This window comes from Paenibacillus sp. JT22N7 (assembly GCF_059383875.1).
On sequence record NZ_JBXENY010000001.1, the window covers coordinates 228,053 to 245,308 of the forward strand.

A 17,256-nucleotide genomic window follows, 5' to 3' on the forward strand; every position below is an offset into this window, starting at 1 on the left:
AGAAAGAAACAAATAGATAAACAAATAAATAAACAAATAAGTGAAACAGGATGCGGCTAAGTTACTCTATTATATGATTGGTTTAAGCAATGGAGGAGAACGTGAATGAGTGCAAATACATGGCAAGCGGGGACGATTACCGTCTATCAATATCCCAAATGCGGAACATGCCGCAATGCGGTGAAATCGCTGCAGGCGAAAGGCCATAAGCTGGAGCTTAAGCATATTGTGGAGGAGACGCCGACAGCGGAGCAGCTTAAAGAGCTGGTCAAGCTCAGCGGATTGGAGCTGAAGAAGTTTTTTAATACCTCCGGCGACGTATATCGCGAGCTTGGACTCAAGGACAAGCTTGCTTCCTTGAACGAAGACGAGCAGCTTGCCTTGCTGGCTTCGAACGGCATGCTGATCAAACGTCCGATTGCGACGGATGGCACGAAAGCGACAGTTGGTTTTAAAGAAGAGCAATATGTTCAGGAATGGAATGGGTGAGCGTAGGATGACAACAGGAAAGTGGCGTTCCAATCGGCTGGACGAGCTGGGCTCTTCTATTTTTGCCGAGGTCATTCAGTGGAAGAAGCAGGCTAGAGCTTCAGGCATGGATGTCATTGATTTAGATATCGGCAGTCCGGACAAGCCGCCTTCAGATGCTGTTATGCAGGCACTTGGCGACGCTGCGCTTCGCCCGAATCAGTATGGCTATATGGGCACGCGGGGAAGCGACGCTTTTCGCAGCACAGCAGCAGAATGGATGGCGTTTCGCTTTGGCGTGCAAGTAGATGCCGAGTCGGAAATGCTTTCTTTAATGGGCTCGCAGGATGGGCTGGCTCATTTGGCGATGGCGGTCTGCAACTCGGGCGATGAGGTGCTGCTGCCGAACCCGGGCTATCCGATATATGCAGGGTCGCTTGCGATTGCCGGCGTAAAGCCGATTTTTTATCCGCTCACGGCAGCGGGTGGATTTTTGCCGGATGTGGAGGCTATTACGGAAGAGGAATGGCGCCGTGCTAGGTTTATTTTGCTCAATTATCCAGGGAATCCGGTATCTGCTGTAGCCGATATGGCGCTGTTTGACAAGGTGCTGGACAAAGCTCGCAAATACGATGTGCTCGTAATAAACGATGCCGCCTATTCTGAAATGGCGTTTGACGGCTTTGAGCCGCCTAGCATTCTTGCTGCCGATGGGGCGATGGAGCGCGCGATTGAAATTCACTCTTTATCAAAGAGCTTTAATATGGCAGGCTGCCGCATCGGCTTTGTGACAGGCAACCGGGAAGCGGTTGGCGCACTGCGCGAGCTGAAGGATAATATTGATTATGGCATCTTTGCTGCTGTGCAGGAAGCAGGCGTTGCGGCGCTTAAAGAAGCGATGTCCAAGGCGGCTCCTCCTAAAGTAGGACAGCTGTATGAGCGCCGCCGCGATGTTTTCATCGAAGCGCTTCGTGCAGGAGGCTGGCAGGTGGAGAAGCCTAAAGCGACGATGTTTATTTGGGCAGCGCTGCCGGCTATGGAGTGGACGCATCCGGATGGGCCTTGGACCTCGCGTCTGATTGCCCGTGAACTGCTGGAACAGACGGGTGTGGCGGTCATTCCAGGCGAAGCATTTGGCAGCGAGGGCGAAGGATATGTGCGTCTGGCGCTTGTGGTGGATGAGGCGCGGCTGCTTGAGGCAGCGGAGCGCATTGGCCGTTTCATTCGCGGTGAAGCGCGTGTGCATCAACGTTCAACAACGTAGAAGAGAAAGCCTAGAAAGTAGGCATATTAAAGTTGATATTAGACGAAAAGGATGAGCATATATAATGAACGAAAATAAAGTTCTAATTGTTGACGGAATGGCTCTTCTTTTCAGAGCTTATTTTGCTCAATCGTATAGCGCTAGGCGTTTGGAAGATGGAACTCCCACAAATGCCATCTTTGGTTTTTTTCAGTATTTCTTTGATGCGGTAAATCAATTTCAGCCGACGCATGTCGTATGCTGTTGGGATATGGGAAGTAAAACTTTTCGATCTGACTTGTATTCAAATTATAAAGCAAACAGGCCAAGCGCACCTGAAGATTTAATTCCACAGTTCTCTTTGGTAAAGGATGTAGTTGCTGCTCTTCAAATTCCAAACATTGGACTTGAGGGCTACGAAGCAGATGATTGCATCGGGACGGTATCGAAACGTTTTAGTGATCTTGGACATGTTTATGTTCTTACAGGTGATCAAGACATGCTCCAGCTGGTGGATGAGCGCATTCATGTAATAATCATGAAGAAGGGCAGATCCAACTATGCGGTTTATGATTTAGATTTCCTGAAGGTTGATAAAGGCATTCATCCTTTTCAGGTCATCGAAATGAAGGGTCTTACAGGGGATACAAGTGATAATTACCCCGGGGTGAAGGGAATAGGGGAAAAAACCGCACTTAAATTACTGAGCGAATATGAGTCAATCGACGGCATACTAAGTAATTTAAACCTTTTACCGAAAAGTATTAAAGCGAAAATTGAGTCTGATTTAGAGATGCTACATCTTTCAAGAACTCTTGCCACAATTAACATTGAGGTTCCAATTGAATGCTCCTTCGATGAGTGTGTGTGGGAGGTCAATTTGGAATCAGCAACAATGTTATTTGAAAAATATAGGCTAACCTCTTTATTAAAAATGATTGGTTAAAGACTAATTAGCGAAGGCTATCGAGGACAACTCGATAGCCGTTTTATTTTTTATAAACCTCATTAACCATTCTCTAATTTCCTGAACTCAAAACAAATAATGATACCCATCGCTTCGGATAAAGCGTGAGTTACTTTACATTCTAAGGCCCATGCAAACGAGCATGGGCTTGTTTGATTTGTACACCCCTCTATGCATGACTACACTTGTGAACAGCGCCAATTTCATAGAGGAATAGAGCTAATATTAAAAAATGGTAAAGGTTGAAAAAAGGTGAATGCACACATTTTAATAAATGTTAATCCGTAAAATATAGATAATATCTTGGAATCGATCGAAATTGTATAGTCGTTACATGGATTGCGAAGTTTGTTGATTATTGCTAGTGCTATCGGCAATAGGGTTGATCTGAAGCTTCAAACGGAACATAAGAGAGATGACAGCTGTGGAGGCAACAAACAAAATGCCCGAGCACATGTACATGAAGGCTAATGGCAGGAACGTGCTAAGCCATCCGGAAACCATGGTCATGAGTACCATGGAGCCCATGAAGATCGGGCCAAAAGCCCCGTTAACTCTACCGACATAAGCTTCATCCGTCGTTTTCATGACAATGGAGTTAATTCCTACTTGTATGAAGGGGAGGACAAAACCGCGAATGAACTGCATCGCCAGAGATAAGGAGAGATAAGTTGAAAATCCGATGCCGATCACGGAAAAGGCGCTAAAGAGATTGCCGATGGCTAAAATTTTCTGAGAGGGTACAAGCTTCGAGATTCCTACAACGAGCAAACCTCCAGCAACGGTTGCTACAACATTGGTACTGGCAAACCACTGATAATATTCTTTATCCAATTGCAGCTGATCAACGACGATGAAAATGCCGAGCGGCTGAATGATACCGACCGCAAGGCCCCCTAAGCCGAAGGCGATGCCAAGCAAACGAAGTACCGGATTTTGAAGAACATATGTAAAGCCGCCGCGCAATTCAAACCAGAAGGACTCCCTCTTGTCCCCGGTTTTGCCCAGCTTGTCTGGTGGCAGCAAGGTTAAAGTGACGGCCGACAAAACAAATGCGATGGCTACTAATGCGAGCGAAACGTTGATGCCGTATGCGCTATAAACGAAAGTGCCAAATACCGGACCTATGACAACAAAGACGCTAGTCAACGTTTGGTACATCGCCATGCCTGTCTGAATATGCTCCTCCGGTACATGCTGCTTAAATAATTTCATCCCGGAGGGCTGTGAGAATTGCGATAGAACCGCGGATAGCAGCGTCGTGAAGAATATCGCTTTCCATGAGCCTAACAATAAGGCCGCCAAGATGGCCAGCAGTGATAGGGCACTGAGCAAATCGCAGTAAATCATCGTTTTTTTGGGTTTCCAACGATCCGCAAAGGTTCCGCCGATGACAGAGAAGATGAGAATCGGAGCAAATTCGGCGACATAGAGCATCGACACGGCAACGGTATCGTTGTTCGTCATTTCCATAACGAACAGTAGAATGGCAAAGTTCCGCATCCAGACGCCTATTTGCAGAAACAGACTGGATATTAGAATGACGCGTATAAACTTGTTACCGAAAAAATCGGACGCAGATAAAAACCGTTTTACTCTTTGCACCATGATTGATCGCTCCTAATAATCTTGATCTTTCCATCTTTGATTAAAAATACCACGAACCGCCCGCGCCTACAACAGAACCTTAAAATGTGGATACATTATGCGATTTCAGCTATTAACGATTAATAGAAAGGAGGTGAATACAATTTGGAAGACCTGAGTCGATTGGAGTGGATTATTTTGCAAATGCTCGTGACCTCAAACAGCCGTACAACGGATATGCTTGAGATTATAACGATGGGGCGGCTGCAGCCCATTGTTGCGAGTCAATCTCATGTGTCCGGAGGGAAAATATTGCGCGAGTCGTTCCTGATTACGGAGAGGGAGCAGCGTTATGTGTCGCAGAATATCGTTTTAATTGATCCGGCCTACGTTCCCCCTGTGCTGCTGGAGCGAATTATCAGTGAGAGGGAAGGAATCGGCCATGTGCTGAGAGCAAGCCATACTCGGGATATTAGAACCATGATTCAGAACGGCTGGAGGCTCACAGCCGAGGCCGTGGATTTATTTGATAAACCATATCGCCTTCAATTTCAAGAGCATCGCCGGGTTCCATTCAAAGAATATAAGATGACTTTTCCTCCCTTTCAGGATAGTGGGGTGCATCTCATCGAATATTTTAATCCGGATATAATCCGAATGAACACCAAATCGACCCAGCCATTTATGGATGAGGAAGGGGACCACGATAGGATGAACAGACAACAAATGTTCGATGAAGTCATGAATATGATCACTAGACAGATGAATATACAGATGAATCCAGACGAGGTTGATGAGACGATGCCGCTTGGGGATGAGGGGCTCGCGCTTGATTCTATTCAAATTATTGAGCTTGCTGCAAGAATAGAGGCGCAGCTCGGGTTGACTATAGCCGATAGCGAGCTCATTGAAATTAGCGGGTACACAGTCGGGCAACTGATCGGCACTTTGCATGAGCGAGCCAATGCGGTATGAACGAGAGCCCGTTAATAAGTAAGGAGGGCATCAAAAGGCTGCTGCTAGAAAATCAGCTGTTTGTCTCAAGGCCGGATGAGCTAAACGATGATTCGCTTATTATGATGGATTCATTGTGCCTCATATGGTTTCTCGACATGCTGGAGCATCGCAATCATATCCATTTGCAGCTAGAAGACGGGGACTACGAGCGCTTCGACTCCATCGATGCCATTTACCGGCTTATTCAGGAGAAGGGAGTAATGATCAAGAGGCATACGAACACGATGTGAGAAAGGAGTACGCGATGTTCAATCGGGTAGTGATAACAGGGATCGGATTAATGATTCCAAGCGGCTTCGGAGAAGAGGCTGTTAAGAGAAGCGTGCTTACGGGAGAACATCGTTTCAGGCCGGTTACACGCTTCGACAGCACGCCTTTCCGGACTGCTTTCGCAGCGGAGTCCGATTTCAAGGGAACCTTGCTCGGACTGGGGGTACGCTTGGCCGAGGAGGCCGTTGCTTCCTCCGGCCTACAAGATTTATCGGATTCTTCCATCGTACTCGGCCTGCAAGGCGATTACAATGCGCTTCAACAGTACTGGAGGTTGAAGTCCTCGGGGCAACATTCAGCTATACCGCTATCGGAATTTCTGCCATCCTACCATTTGAAGGTATTGGCTGACCTTTATCGGCTTAAGGGCAACGGCAAAAAAATAAGTTTAAACAATGCCTGTATTGCTTCCAGCAACGCGATTGGCGTCGCTTACGAGCTTATCCGGAGGGGGCAATCGGATACTGCGCTTTGCGGCGGATATTCCCTGGTGACCGAGGAGATGTTTGCGAAGTTCAATTCGGGCCGCACCTTTGCTGCTGACGGACGAGTAAGGGCATTTTCGGCCAATCGATCAGGCATGCTGCTGGGAGACGGAGGCGCTATGCTCCTGCTCGAAAGCCTGGAGCATGCCGAGAAGCGCGGCGCTATGATTCTGGCCGAAATGCTTGGCTGGGGGCTGTCCTGCGACGCCTTCCATGTGTGCCAGCCTCATCCGGATGGAGCCGGTATGGCGCTCGCCATTGAGCGGGCATTGGCCGCTGCTTCTATTCAGAAGGAAGAAATAGATTATATTCATGCCCATGGGACAGGCACTCCTCTTAATGACCGTGCAGAAACGGCGGCGATTAAGCGGGCGTTTGGCACGAGGGCTTATGATACACCGATCTCATCGACGAAGACGATGACGGGACATATTCTGGAAGGTACGGGAGCGGTTGAGACGGCTCTCTCCATCATGGCTATGAAGCACAATACGATTCCGCCCACGATGGGTTATGAAGAGAAGGATCCCCATTGCGACTTGGACTATGTACCGAATTACCCAAGGCAGAAGCAGCTGAACAAGGTTATCAATTTAAATGCCTCTTTCGGAGGCAACAATACGGCTATTGTTCTGCAAAAATCGGTTGAGAGGGGGTAATTTATGCTGAAGGTGACAGCGACTGCATGCATCGGTCCATGGGGGCATTCCATCGAAGGTCTGGCCGATTATGCGGATATGCTTAAAGCGGCGGAAGAACAGGCCCGGTCGATTGCGATAGAACCCGTCCCCGGTTTTATCGAATCCGCCTTCAATCCTATGGTGTATCAAATTTTGAAAAACCATGTGGAGTCGGGGAAGATTCGCTCTCATCAGAAGCTGGCTATCTTGCTTGGCAGTGCATTTGGCGATACGGCCACTGCAGATCGGGCAAGCCAGAATTTGCTTCAAGGCAAAGTCCATAATCCTTTATTGTTTTATCAATCCGTTCCTAATTCCATTCTTGGCTACGCTTCTAAACAATTTGGCTTTACCGGTATGATATCAGCGGTCTCCCACTTCGGGAACGGACTTGTTTCCTTGCTCGATCTAGCAGAAATCTATATGGATCAACCTGATGTTGAGCAGGTACTCGTCATTGGTGTTGAACTGCAAAGCAGCCGTTCCGACGAACTGCTTGCGGAGCTTGTTGATTCAGAGGCGGCCATGCGATCATGCGATCATGCGATCTCGCTCTTACTGGAATGCGCCAAGGGAGATGATTTCTCAGATTCTGGCGAGGAGCTTCTTATTTATATTGAAGCAGTCGAAGGCTTGACTGAGCCCTTGAGCACCGAGCCACCTGTACGACCGTTTGCAGGCAATCAAGGGCTAGCGGATCTGGTCATTGCAGTCGATCGGTTAAAAAATAGGGAAGTAGCCGCCCCGGTTATTATCTACGATTATGAATTCGGAGGAGGCTGCCATGCTATTAAACTCAATCGATAAGCAAGCATTTTATCAGGCGTTGATTTCAAACTCAGCAGAGCCCTCTAAATTGGCAATGAAATTCTCTTCTTCCGTAACGTACGGGCAGCTTTTCGAGGAAATCGAAAGTGGGCGGCAGCAGCTAGCGGAAGCAGGCGTCAAGGAAGGGGATCTCGTTGCGCTGCAAATCAAAAGCTCCCTGACTTTTGTTTATTTGTTGTTTGCCCTATGGAAACAAGGGGCTCAGGCGATGCTGCTGGACAGCCGATTGAAACGGACGGAAACCGAGGCGTTGCTGCAGGAATATAGTCCACACTATTATATTTGCTCAACCGATCAGAGTCATCCGCTAGCAAGCTTTGCCGAAAAAGTTTCCTTCGAAATCGTGAAGCTCCAGCAAAGCAAAGGCTGCGAGCCTGAATGCGTGCTTCATTTGTTCACATCGGGCTCTACGGGCAAGCCGAAAGCAATCGGTAGAACGGCAGAAGCGATCCTTGGCGATCTGCACAAATTGACAGCTGTACCTTTATTATCACGCGATGATCGTGTTCTGGCCTTGTCTCCGCTTACGCATACATTCGGTTTGCTTAATGGACTACTGCTCACCTTATTCACGGGAGCTTGCTTATATTTTCCACGAAATCACCAGAGCCTATCTATCCTTCAGACACTCCGGGAGGAAAGGATTACGGTGATGTATGGCGTTCCGTTCCACTATCAATTATTAGGACAAGCGCCTGGGCCTGGGCCGCTCCCTGAGCTTAAGCATGCCATTTCTGCAGGGGAGGCTCTTTCTCTAGAGGTTTATCAAGCTTTTTACGAGAGATATGGCGTCACGATCGGTCAGCAGTACGGGACAAGCGAGACCGGAGTTCTGACCATGGACTGGGACGGCAAATATCCGGAGAGCGTCGGTCGTCCGCTACCGGGAGTAAGCTTGCGAATTGAGAACGATGAGGTGCTGGCAGAATTGCTGGAATCGCCTTATCTGCCTCGCACCGTGAACGAAAGATGGAGCAAGGGATGGTTCAACACATCGGATACCGGTTCCATTAACGAGGAGCAGATTTTATATTTAGCCGGGCGTTCAGACAGTATCAAGATTATCGGCGGACTTAAAGTGAATCTCCAGGAGATCGAGCTTAAGCTGAGGAACCACCCCAAAATCCGTGATGTGCTTGTCTGTTTATCAGAGGACAACAAGATTATTGAAGCTCATGTCGAGCGGCAAGAATCATTGCTGGAGTCCAGCTTGCTGGAATGGTGCCGAGAACACATGGCCGACTATAAAGTACCTAGAAGGTTTTATTGGACAAGCAAGCTTCCAAGAACATCGACGGGCAAGTTGATTCGGATGAATCCCCATTTACTGAATCGTGAGGAGGAACGGTTGCAGAAGCAGCTGTACCAGGAACCTCAAAAGGTGTCCCTGCTGCTGGAGCTCGGATCCGTATACGAAAAACAAGGCCGGCTGCTGGAAGCCAATGATCTCTATAGGAGAGCGAAACGTTGTTCAGTCTCTAGTGAATATATGTTAAAGATTGAGAAAGAGCTTGCGCGCATTCACAACCTTATGGAGCACGCTGCATTCACGAAGAAAGACTACGCGGCTTCATTAAATAAAGTGGTAAGTGTTTATTGCTACGGGAGAAGCGGCACGCATTTGATGAAAAGTCTGCTGGACGGCCATCCGAATATTATATTAACCATGTTGAACGGTATGGAAATTTTCAAGCTGTGGCAATCAACGATCAAACCGCGTGAAGGGCGCATGGACAACCAGGAAATCGTTGATGCCATATTCAAAACGTTCCCTGGCGAGTTCAACGAAGGCTGCATATTCGAAGAACCGAAGCAGAACGGGATGTGCGCCTTAGGTGAAGATAGAGATCAGATTTTCGCGATTGACCGAGCCCAATTTAAGACGGCATTTCTGGAAATTACGGAGACGGCTGATCTGATGGACATGACTTTTTTCTATCAAGCCGTACAGCTTGCGGCATCCTACGCGTTGGGAAGAACCTATGACTTCAACTCAGAGCTTCCAGTCATTATTGAAGGGGGCATTCACTTCGGAACGAGCGTTGCGGAGACTGAGCAGTTCATTGAGCTTTTTCCCTACGCTAAATTATTTCATATGATTCGAAATCCTGTTATTGCGTTTGCTTCCGCATTGAACTACCAATTGCATGCAGGCAAAGCGAGTGTCTATAACTTATGCTTTCAACTGCAAGCTCTATTCCATGGTGTCCCTGTAACGGCACGCTGGACAGACCGGACGTATTTGGTGAAATTAGAGGATTTGCATGTAAAGCCGGAGGCTACTCTTAAGCTGATATGCAAGCATCTGGGCATCGATTGGGATGAAAGTTTGCTTCACAGCACGTTTGGCGGCATGAAATGGTGGAATTCATTAACTTCCGAGGTTGTATCCGGATTTAATACACGTACCATCTCGAAATCTTATGATGAGTTATTGTCTTCTTTCGACAAATTCAGGCTCGAGAGCATGCTTCGAATTAAATACCGGGCATGGGGATATCCCGGACACGACTATTACAACTACGATAACCTGATGGAGCTCTTGGCATTCCCGTTTAAGTTTGAGAAGCAATATGGAGAGTTCGTAGAGAACCCTGCCATTATTCGTACGATGGTCCATCGTCTATGCATGAAATTACTCGCAGAAGAGCATGAGCTTGGCGACACCGACAGATTGGAATATCAAGTCCAATTATTGTCTGAGCGTCAAGCGGACAGTGCAGTGCGATAAGGGAGCTGGGTGAGAGTGGGTTGATCCTATTCGGTACAAAATCAGAAACGTTGGAGAGGCTTGAGAGACTAGTCAAGTGTGCAATCGTTCTACCCCAGCTTCAATTTACCGCATATGAGTGGCGTTATCGCCAATCGGAAATTTTAGACAGCCTTAAGCAGCTTTCATGGTCGGGGGCGCCACTCATTGTACGAAGCAGCGCGGCTTGGGAGGATGGGATTGCCGCTTCCTATGCAGGGCGTTATGATTCCGTTCTTGACGTGAATGGAGAGAGCGAAGCCATACAGGCAGTTAACAGGGTGCTTGCATCCTATCAAGACGAGGATCCGGTCCATCATGTATTCATACAACCGATGCTTCCATATGTTGCGATCAGCGGCGTCGCCTTTGGCGTCAATCCTAATAATGGCGGCAATTATATCGTCATCAACTACGATGATGTCAGCGGCGCAACCGATGCTGTCACCTCAGGCACAACCAATCATCTCAAAACCTATCATTATTTCAAGGGCTCGCCACTGCCTGCAGTGAGGCCACTGAATCAAATTGTTGACTTAATGGATGAACTGGAGCACATATTCGAGACACCTAGGCTGGATATTGAGTTTGCAGTGGACAAGGCGGGCAAGCTTTATCTTTTTCAGGTTCGACCCTTGTTATTAACCTGCGATTTAGCAAGCCTTGACCATCAATCTGCGATACTAAAACGGATCTATGACAAAGTAGGACAAGGTCAAGCGAGGCAGCCTTACCTTTATGGACACAAAACGGTCTATGGTGTCATGCCAGACTGGAATCCAGCTGAAATAATCGGCATTCGGCCCCGGCCGCTCGCGCTATCGCTGTATAAAGAATTAGTGACGGACAGCATATGGGCCTATCAGAGGAGTCGATACGGATACAAGAATGTCAGGAGCTTTCCTCTGCTCATCGATCTGGGAGGGTTTCCATATATCGATGTAAGAGTCAGCTTCAACTCCTTTTTGCCAAAGGAGCTGGATGCCGAATTAAGCGAGAAGCTGCTGAATTATTATATGCAAAGCTTAATCGATAACCCCCAGAATCATGACAAGGTCGAGTTTGAGATCATATTTTCTTGTTTCACCTTCGATCTGGATACCAGATTGGAGATACTCTATGAGCATGGATTCACAAAGCCGGAATTGAAGCAGCTTAGTCTTTGTCTGAAGGATCTCACGAATCATATCGTATGTACGGAAAATGGTTTGTTACAAAATGATCTGAGTAAAATCAATGAGCTGGAAGCAAGGCGTTCGGAATTGCTGGACAGCTCAATCGACAAGGTGTCGAAAATTTATTGGCTGCTGGAGGATTGCAAGCGTTATGGTACGCTGCCATTCGCCGGGCTGGCAAGAGGAGGATTCGTAGCGGTACAAATGCTTCGATCCCTCGTCTCCATTGGTATTCTATCGGAAAGCGACTACCATCATTATATGAGCAGTCTGGAGACGGTCAGTACACAAATCAGTATGGATTACGCTCAGCTAGACATGGAGGAATTTCTAGCGAAATATGGACATTTACGACCTGGAACCTATGAAATCTGTTCGCTTCGGTATGATGAAGCACCGGATCAGTATTTTGAATTTTCTTCGTCGCGCGAGCTTAACCGTGTGATAGAGAAGCCTTCCTTCTTTCTTTCGCTTGCTCAATATAAACGGATTCAAGCTTTGCTGACAGAGCACGGTCTATTAGACGGCAATGTGCTTGGACTATTCGACTTTTTTAAGACCGCGATTGAGGGAAGGGAATATTCCAAGTTTGTATTTACAAAAAGCTTGAGCGAGGCGATTCGGCTATTCGGCCAATTGGCGGAGGAATACGGTATTTCGAAGGAGGAGGCTTCCTTTGCCAATATTGAGGTGATCAAACGGGCTTACGAGTCAGATTGCGATATACAGGGCTTGCTGCTGGATAGTGTTAAGGCTGGCAGACAAAGATATGAGGCGACCTTGCAGCTGGAGCTGCCGCCATTGATCACCGAGCCCTCTAATGTATGGTTTTTCAGTCAACCGGAGCTTGAGCCGAATTTTATTACCATGAATCAGGTAACCAGCAAGATTGCATTCTCGCATGAAGATCATGAAAGCTTGCGGGGAAGCATTTTATTCCTTCCGAGTGCCGATCCCGGTTATGACTGGATTTTTTCCAAAGGAATCGCTGGCCTTGTAACGATGTACGGAGGCGTCAATTCACATATGGCTATTCGTGCTGGCGAGCTGTCGATTCCCGCGGTAATTGGAGTAGGAGAAAATTTGTATAACCACTACGGCAATGCCAAGGTGCTTGCCATCGATTGCGCGGGAAAAAACATGAGGATCATCCAATGATTATGATTGGCATTACGATGCGTGTCGAAGAGGTAGCAAGCCATGGTGAGCGAAGAGACGCTATTGACCAAAGCTGGATCAACCTTTTAGCCACCTGCGGCTATACGCCGATTTTGCTGCCGAATCATTTGCCAACCGTTCAGGAAATGCTGCGTAGTCTGCCGATCAGAGGCATGATTATGACGGGAGGAAACGATCTTCTAAAGTATGGCGGAAGGTCACCGGAGAGGGATGAGGTAGAGCGATTTCTCATTCAATATGCATGTGACAGCGGCAAACCGCTGCTGGGCGTATGTAGAGGCATGCAAATGCTTCAGGATTTCTGGGGCATCGAACTTGCGAGAATCGAAGGCCATGTTGCGGTGCATCATGCTGTGCACACGAACGAAGGCAGCTGGAGCAAGAACAGCTATCACCGCTACGGAGCCCGGAAGTCTGTGGAGAAGCTCGTTGTAACCGCAAGGGCTGCCGACGGGACCATTGAGGCGGTAATGCACAAGCAAGCCAGCATCAAAGGGATTATGTGGCATCCAGAACGGGAAATGCCGTTCGAGCCAAGCGATATGAGCATGATAAAACAATTATTTGGAGGAGAGAATGAGAATGAGTATGATGATGCACGGTGATTTTACTTTGCTGGCCAAACAATATATCAACCGACCAGGTTATTCTGAAGATATTCTCCATGCGCTGATGTCGCATACGGGAGCAGCTAACGAGGGCTTTGTGGCAGCAGATGTAGGTGCGGGAACGGGGAAGCTAACCGAAATACTGGCTAAGCTAGGGATGAGGGGTGTAGCTGTCGAGCCTAACGATGCGATGCGGGAAGAAGGTATTCGTCTGGATGCTTGCAATAAGCAGTTTGCTTGGCAAAAAGGTTTTGCGGAGGAAACGGGCCTAGCGAATGATTCGGTAAACTGGGTGTTTATGGCCTCTTCCTTTCATTGGACTGATCAAAAGCAAGCGTTAAGCGAGTTTCATCGTATCTTGAAAGAAGGCGGACATTTTACAGCTTTATGGAATCCGCGGGATGTTGAGCGAAATGAACTGCAACAGCAGATTGAAAGCATAATAAAACACTATGTCCCTGATTTAAAGCGTGTTTCATCAGGCTCGCAGAGCCACATGAGCGGCGTCGAGGAGGTGCTGTTATCTACGGGGCAGTTCGATCGCTTAATATTTATGGAGGCTCCACATACCGTTGTTATGACAAAAGAACGTTATTTGAACGCTTGGCGTTCGGTAAATGATATTCAGGTGCAAGCGGGGCAGATTCTGTTCGAGAAAATTATGGATGAGATCAGCCTATGCTTAAGCCATATGGATGAAATTGAGGTGCCTTACAAGACAAGAGCTTGGACAGTCCAAGCGATATAGAAAGCGGGATGCATGAGATGAAAGCTATTCTATTGGCGGCAGGACGTGGAAGCAGATTAGGCTCCCATACCCTGCATGAGCCGAAATGCCGCACCATGCTGCTAGGCAAACGATTAATTGATCGACAGCTTGAAGCGTTCCACGAGGCTTCCATCCGCGATATCGCGATCGTCCGCGGATATATGGCGGGTAGGATACAAGTGGCTGGAGCAACATACTTCGAGAATAGGGATTGGGAACGAACGAATATGCTTGCCAGTCTGTGCTGTGCTTCCGATTGGCTGGAGCGCGAGCCTTGCATCGTTAGCTATACCGATATCGTCTATACGTCTGAGGTTATTGAGCTTATGCTGGGCGCAGATGAAGATGACGATATTGTCATTCCTTACAATATCAACTGGCTTCCCTTATGGGAAGCCCGATTCCCTAATCCGTTAAGCGATGCCGAAACGTTCAGACTGGGGAGCGACAGCCGAGTGATTGAAATCGGGGGCAGGCCAACAACTCTTCAGGAGGTGGAGGGGCAATTCATGGGGCTGCTCCGTATTTCGCCAAAGGGGTGGCGGATCATTCAGCAATTTCTCTCCATACAGGATCAAAGCCTAGTGGAGCGCATGGATTTGACAGCTTTGCTAGCCGGATTAATCGAACAGGGGATTGCCATTAAGGCAATTCCTTATCGCGGACTATGGTTAGAGGTTGATCACGAATCAGACCTGCTGCTCTATGAGAACGAGTATGGAGACAGGCTATAAACCGGAAGGAGGGAATTACGGTGTTCCAACTGGATTTTGTACCCTATAACAAGAACCGAATTGATTGTTACTGGAATAATGTAATCGCCATTTTAATGACGAGGGATTCGGCTTTTGAATGCTTGGTCCCTCTTATTACATCGCAATACGAAATAGAGATTCCGAGGCGTGAATTAATAACTGACGCAGCTTACAAGGAAAAACAAGAGAATGGGGAACTTGTCCCGTATATGACCAGGAATTTGCCAGACGAACTATACGATGAATATTTTCAGAAAGTAGAATTGCCTCTCTATAGAGATACCGATGTAGTCGAGCTCATCAAAGGTTATTTGAATGAGGGCATGTATTGTATACTGCGATTGAATCGTTTCCATTTTCCCTTCTGCCTGGAATGCCGTAAAACGAATTTGATTCATCCCGTATTGATCTATGGGTATAGCGACGAGCTATCCACTTTCTATATGGTGGAAGACTGCATTCCACCAGGAAATATCATTAAGCATGAATTAAGCTACCAGGATTTTCAGCTTTCCTACGATTCGATTCCCGCAGATCAGTTGTTTGGATTGAGGCTGCGCGTTATTAAGGAGCAGCTGGATCCGCAGTTTCCTTACAGAATCATCCAGTCGAACATCGAAAAACAGCTTTACGGCGAAACTATCGTAACGGAGGAAAAGACGATAAAGAGAGGTCTAGGTGTATTGGAATACCTTCGCGATCAGTTTAGTGAGATTACTCTCTCTGCCAATGCCCTGAACTCCAGTGTGACTCACCGACTGACATACTCGTTATTTTATCAGGAACGCAATCTAATGCTGATTGACTATTTGCAAAAGCAAGGCATATTCGATCGTAATGACTATGATGAATTGCATAAGGGTTTCACTGATCTGTACAACAATTGGACGTTAATCCGAACCAAGGTCGTTCAATATTATGTCAAGCCGGATCGGCCAGATGCGCAAGCCTATGCATTGACTATGCGGCCTTATTTGGATGCTTGCATGAAAGAAAGCGAGCTTCTCATGCAGCTGTTAGATTGCTTGAATAGAGCCGAGGAGGGAACAAGTTGAACGAATCGGGCCGCGTATATTGGATTACGGGACTTGCGGGCTCAGGGAAAACCACAATAGGTAAACAAGTATATGCTAGGTTGAAGGCACAAAGCGATGCGGTTGTTTTTCTTGACGGCGATATGCTAAGGGAGGCTTTCGGCCATGATCTTGGCTACTCTATCGCTGACCGACACGTAAGTGCCATGCGTAATGCAAGGATGTGCAGGATGCTGGCTTTGCAAGGGTTGGATGTGGTATGCGCGACGATCTCTATGTTCCATTCCTGTCGGGCCTGGAACAAGGCGAATATTTCGCATTATTATGAAATCTACTTGCGCGTATCCAAAGATACGCTAATTGCTCGTAACCAGAAGGAGCTGTATACTGGGGCTTTGAATGGACAGGTACGGGAGGTTGTTGGTATGGATATGGATTTTGAAGAACCATCGCAGCCTGATTTAATTGTCTACAATGAGGAATCTGCTTCTTTAGAAGCAATTGTTAATCAAATCTTGAAGCTGCCTGAATAATCGGGATTTGGCGGAGAGACGGAGGAACAAGGTCATGTTGAAGATTCAATTCTATTCCTTAATATCTCAACAGTCGATTACGATAAACAGGAAGTCGCAACGTCCATTGCAGCTAATCCAAGGGGATCAAATCATGCTGCTGCTGGCGCTTAATCCAATGGAGCTAATGCAGGAGCAGCGATCCATTTCTTTAGGTAGAGAGGAGATTTTGCTTGCTACCGGGCCACTGTGCATCGCGCCACAGCATGATCTTACGATTAGCTATAAAGGGATTGTCTACAATATAGAAGGCGATCCCTCAGACGAGAAAGCGGAGTGGACGATTTCAATTACCAAACCGGCTGATCGGGAAATGGCACAGCAGCTATTGAAAAAGCCTGTTCAGACTGAACAGGATATCCATGCATTAGAGCGGTATCTTCGATTATTTATCCAGTCGAATCCGATAAGAAAAGGATGCGGAATGGAATCAGCCCGCAGGTCATATGAACAGGTCGACAAACGTATAAGTTTCGTTTACCGCTATATGCTGCTGCATTATGAGAAGCCGCTTACGCTTCACGACCTTTCGAAATTAGTAGGCTGCCATCCCGTCTATTTGAGCAGCGTGTATACGAGAGTGTATCAGGTATCCCCGATGCAGCATTTGCAGCAGATTCGTATGAGAAAGGCTAGCGTGTTTGTTCGAAGCACGACTATGAAAATGAAAGAAATCGCTCATTCGATAGGTTATGTATCCAGTTCCCAATTTGGCTCCATTTACAAACGTTATTATGGCGTTTCGCCGAATCGGGATCGCGTAGCGGCCATGATGAAGACGAATTGGATAGAACCCCATTATTGAGCCTTGCCATACGTCCCAAGTCGATGGGACGTTTTTTGTTGGAACTATACTTTACAAAGTATAAA

16 protein-coding genes are annotated in these 17,256 nt (G+C 47.3%); 15 read left to right on the plus strand and 1 reads right to left on the minus strand.

The window, feature by feature from the left end; translation table 11 throughout:
• The first annotated feature begins 105 nt into the window (after positions 1-105).
• From AC50Y5_RS01005 to AC50Y5_RS01015, 3 genes are all read left to right on the plus strand, one after another.
• A complete protein-coding gene (locus AC50Y5_RS01005; RefSeq protein WP_494857856.1) occupies positions 106-489 on the plus strand; it encodes an arsenate reductase family protein in 384 nt (127 codons plus the stop codon).
• Positions 490-496: 7 nt separating this feature from the next.
• Positions 497-1,732, plus strand: coding sequence for an aminotransferase class I/II-fold pyridoxal phosphate-dependent enzyme (locus tag AC50Y5_RS01010; protein ID WP_494857858.1), 1,236 nt, complete (start codon positions 497-499; stop codon positions 1,730-1,732).
• A 64-nt stretch (positions 1,733-1,796) separates the two neighbouring features.
• On the plus strand, positions 1,797-2,657 hold the full coding sequence (locus AC50Y5_RS01015; RefSeq protein ID WP_494857860.1) for a 5'-3' exonuclease: 861 nt from the start codon (positions 1,797-1,799) through the stop codon (positions 2,655-2,657).
• A 351-nt stretch (positions 2,658-3,008) separates the two neighbouring features.
• On the opposite strand, the gene AC50Y5_RS01020 is transcribed toward AC50Y5_RS01015, so the two are convergent.
• Positions 3,009-4,286 carry an MFS transporter gene (locus AC50Y5_RS01020; protein ID WP_494857862.1) on the minus strand — a complete coding sequence of 426 codons (1,278 nt, stop codon included), beginning with the start codon at positions 4,284-4,286 and terminating at the stop codon, positions 3,009-3,011.
• A gap of 144 nt (positions 4,287-4,430) precedes the next feature.
• Here AC50Y5_RS01020 and AC50Y5_RS01025 point away from each other — a divergent pair, with 144 nt between their 5' ends.
• Genes AC50Y5_RS01025 through AC50Y5_RS01080 form a run of 12 tightly spaced genes read left to right on the plus strand, consistent with a single transcriptional unit; the run spans position 4,431 to position 17,191 of the window.
• Positions 4,431-5,240 (plus strand): acyl carrier protein, encoded by an 810-nt coding sequence (locus AC50Y5_RS01025; RefSeq protein ID WP_494857864.1) that lies wholly within the window; start codon positions 4,431-4,433, stop codon positions 5,238-5,240.
• Entirely contained in the window at positions 5,237-5,512 is a 276-nt protein-coding gene (locus AC50Y5_RS01030) for a hypothetical protein (RefSeq protein WP_494857866.1), read from the plus strand. The genes AC50Y5_RS01025 and AC50Y5_RS01030 overlap by 4 nt, the downstream gene beginning before the upstream one ends.
• Before the next feature lie 14 nt (positions 5,513-5,526).
• Entirely contained in the window at positions 5,527-6,696 is a 1,170-nt protein-coding gene (locus tag AC50Y5_RS01035; protein ID WP_494857868.1) for a beta-ketoacyl-[acyl-carrier-protein] synthase family protein, read from the plus strand.
• A gap of 3 nt (positions 6,697-6,699) precedes the next feature.
• Complete coding sequence (locus AC50Y5_RS01040; protein WP_494857870.1) at positions 6,700-7,524, plus strand: hypothetical protein; 825 nt, start codon at positions 6,700-6,702, stop codon at positions 7,522-7,524.
• Entirely contained in the window at positions 7,502-10,276 is a 2,775-nt protein-coding gene (locus tag AC50Y5_RS01045) for an AMP-binding protein (protein WP_494857872.1), read from the plus strand. The genes AC50Y5_RS01040 and AC50Y5_RS01045 overlap by 23 nt, the downstream gene beginning before the upstream one ends.
• Positions 10,277-10,296: 20 nt before the next feature.
• Positions 10,297-12,627, plus strand: coding sequence for a PEP/pyruvate-binding domain-containing protein (locus tag AC50Y5_RS01050; RefSeq protein ID WP_494857874.1), 2,331 nt, complete (start codon positions 10,297-10,299; stop codon positions 12,625-12,627).
• Positions 12,624-13,253: a gamma-glutamyl-gamma-aminobutyrate hydrolase family protein gene (locus AC50Y5_RS01055; protein WP_056030398.1), complete on the plus strand. Its 630-nt coding sequence runs from the start codon at positions 12,624-12,626 to the stop codon at positions 13,251-13,253. Before AC50Y5_RS01050 ends, AC50Y5_RS01055 begins: the two co-directional genes overlap by 4 nt.
• Positions 13,231-14,004 carry a class I SAM-dependent methyltransferase gene (locus AC50Y5_RS01060; protein ID WP_494857877.1) on the plus strand — a complete coding sequence of 258 codons (774 nt, stop codon included), beginning with the start codon at positions 13,231-13,233 and terminating at the stop codon, positions 14,002-14,004. Before AC50Y5_RS01055 ends, AC50Y5_RS01060 begins: the two co-directional genes overlap by 23 nt.
• 17 nt (positions 14,005-14,021) lie before the next feature.
• Entirely contained in the window at positions 14,022-14,759 is a 738-nt protein-coding gene (locus AC50Y5_RS01065; RefSeq protein WP_494857879.1) for a phosphocholine cytidylyltransferase family protein, read from the plus strand.
• 20 nt (positions 14,760-14,779) lie between these two features.
• A complete protein-coding gene (locus AC50Y5_RS01070) occupies positions 14,780-15,835 on the plus strand; it encodes a hypothetical protein (protein WP_494857881.1) in 1,056 nt (351 codons plus the stop codon).
• Positions 15,832-16,347: an adenylyl-sulfate kinase gene (locus tag AC50Y5_RS01075; RefSeq protein WP_494857883.1), complete on the plus strand. Its 516-nt coding sequence runs from the start codon at positions 15,832-15,834 to the stop codon at positions 16,345-16,347. The genes AC50Y5_RS01070 and AC50Y5_RS01075 overlap by 4 nt, the downstream gene beginning before the upstream one ends.
• A 34-nt stretch (positions 16,348-16,381) precedes the next feature.
• Positions 16,382-17,191 carry a helix-turn-helix transcriptional regulator gene (locus tag AC50Y5_RS01080; RefSeq protein WP_494857885.1) on the plus strand — a complete coding sequence of 270 codons (810 nt, stop codon included), beginning with the start codon at positions 16,382-16,384 and terminating at the stop codon, positions 17,189-17,191.
• The last annotated feature ends 65 nt before the right edge of the window (positions 17,192-17,256 follow it).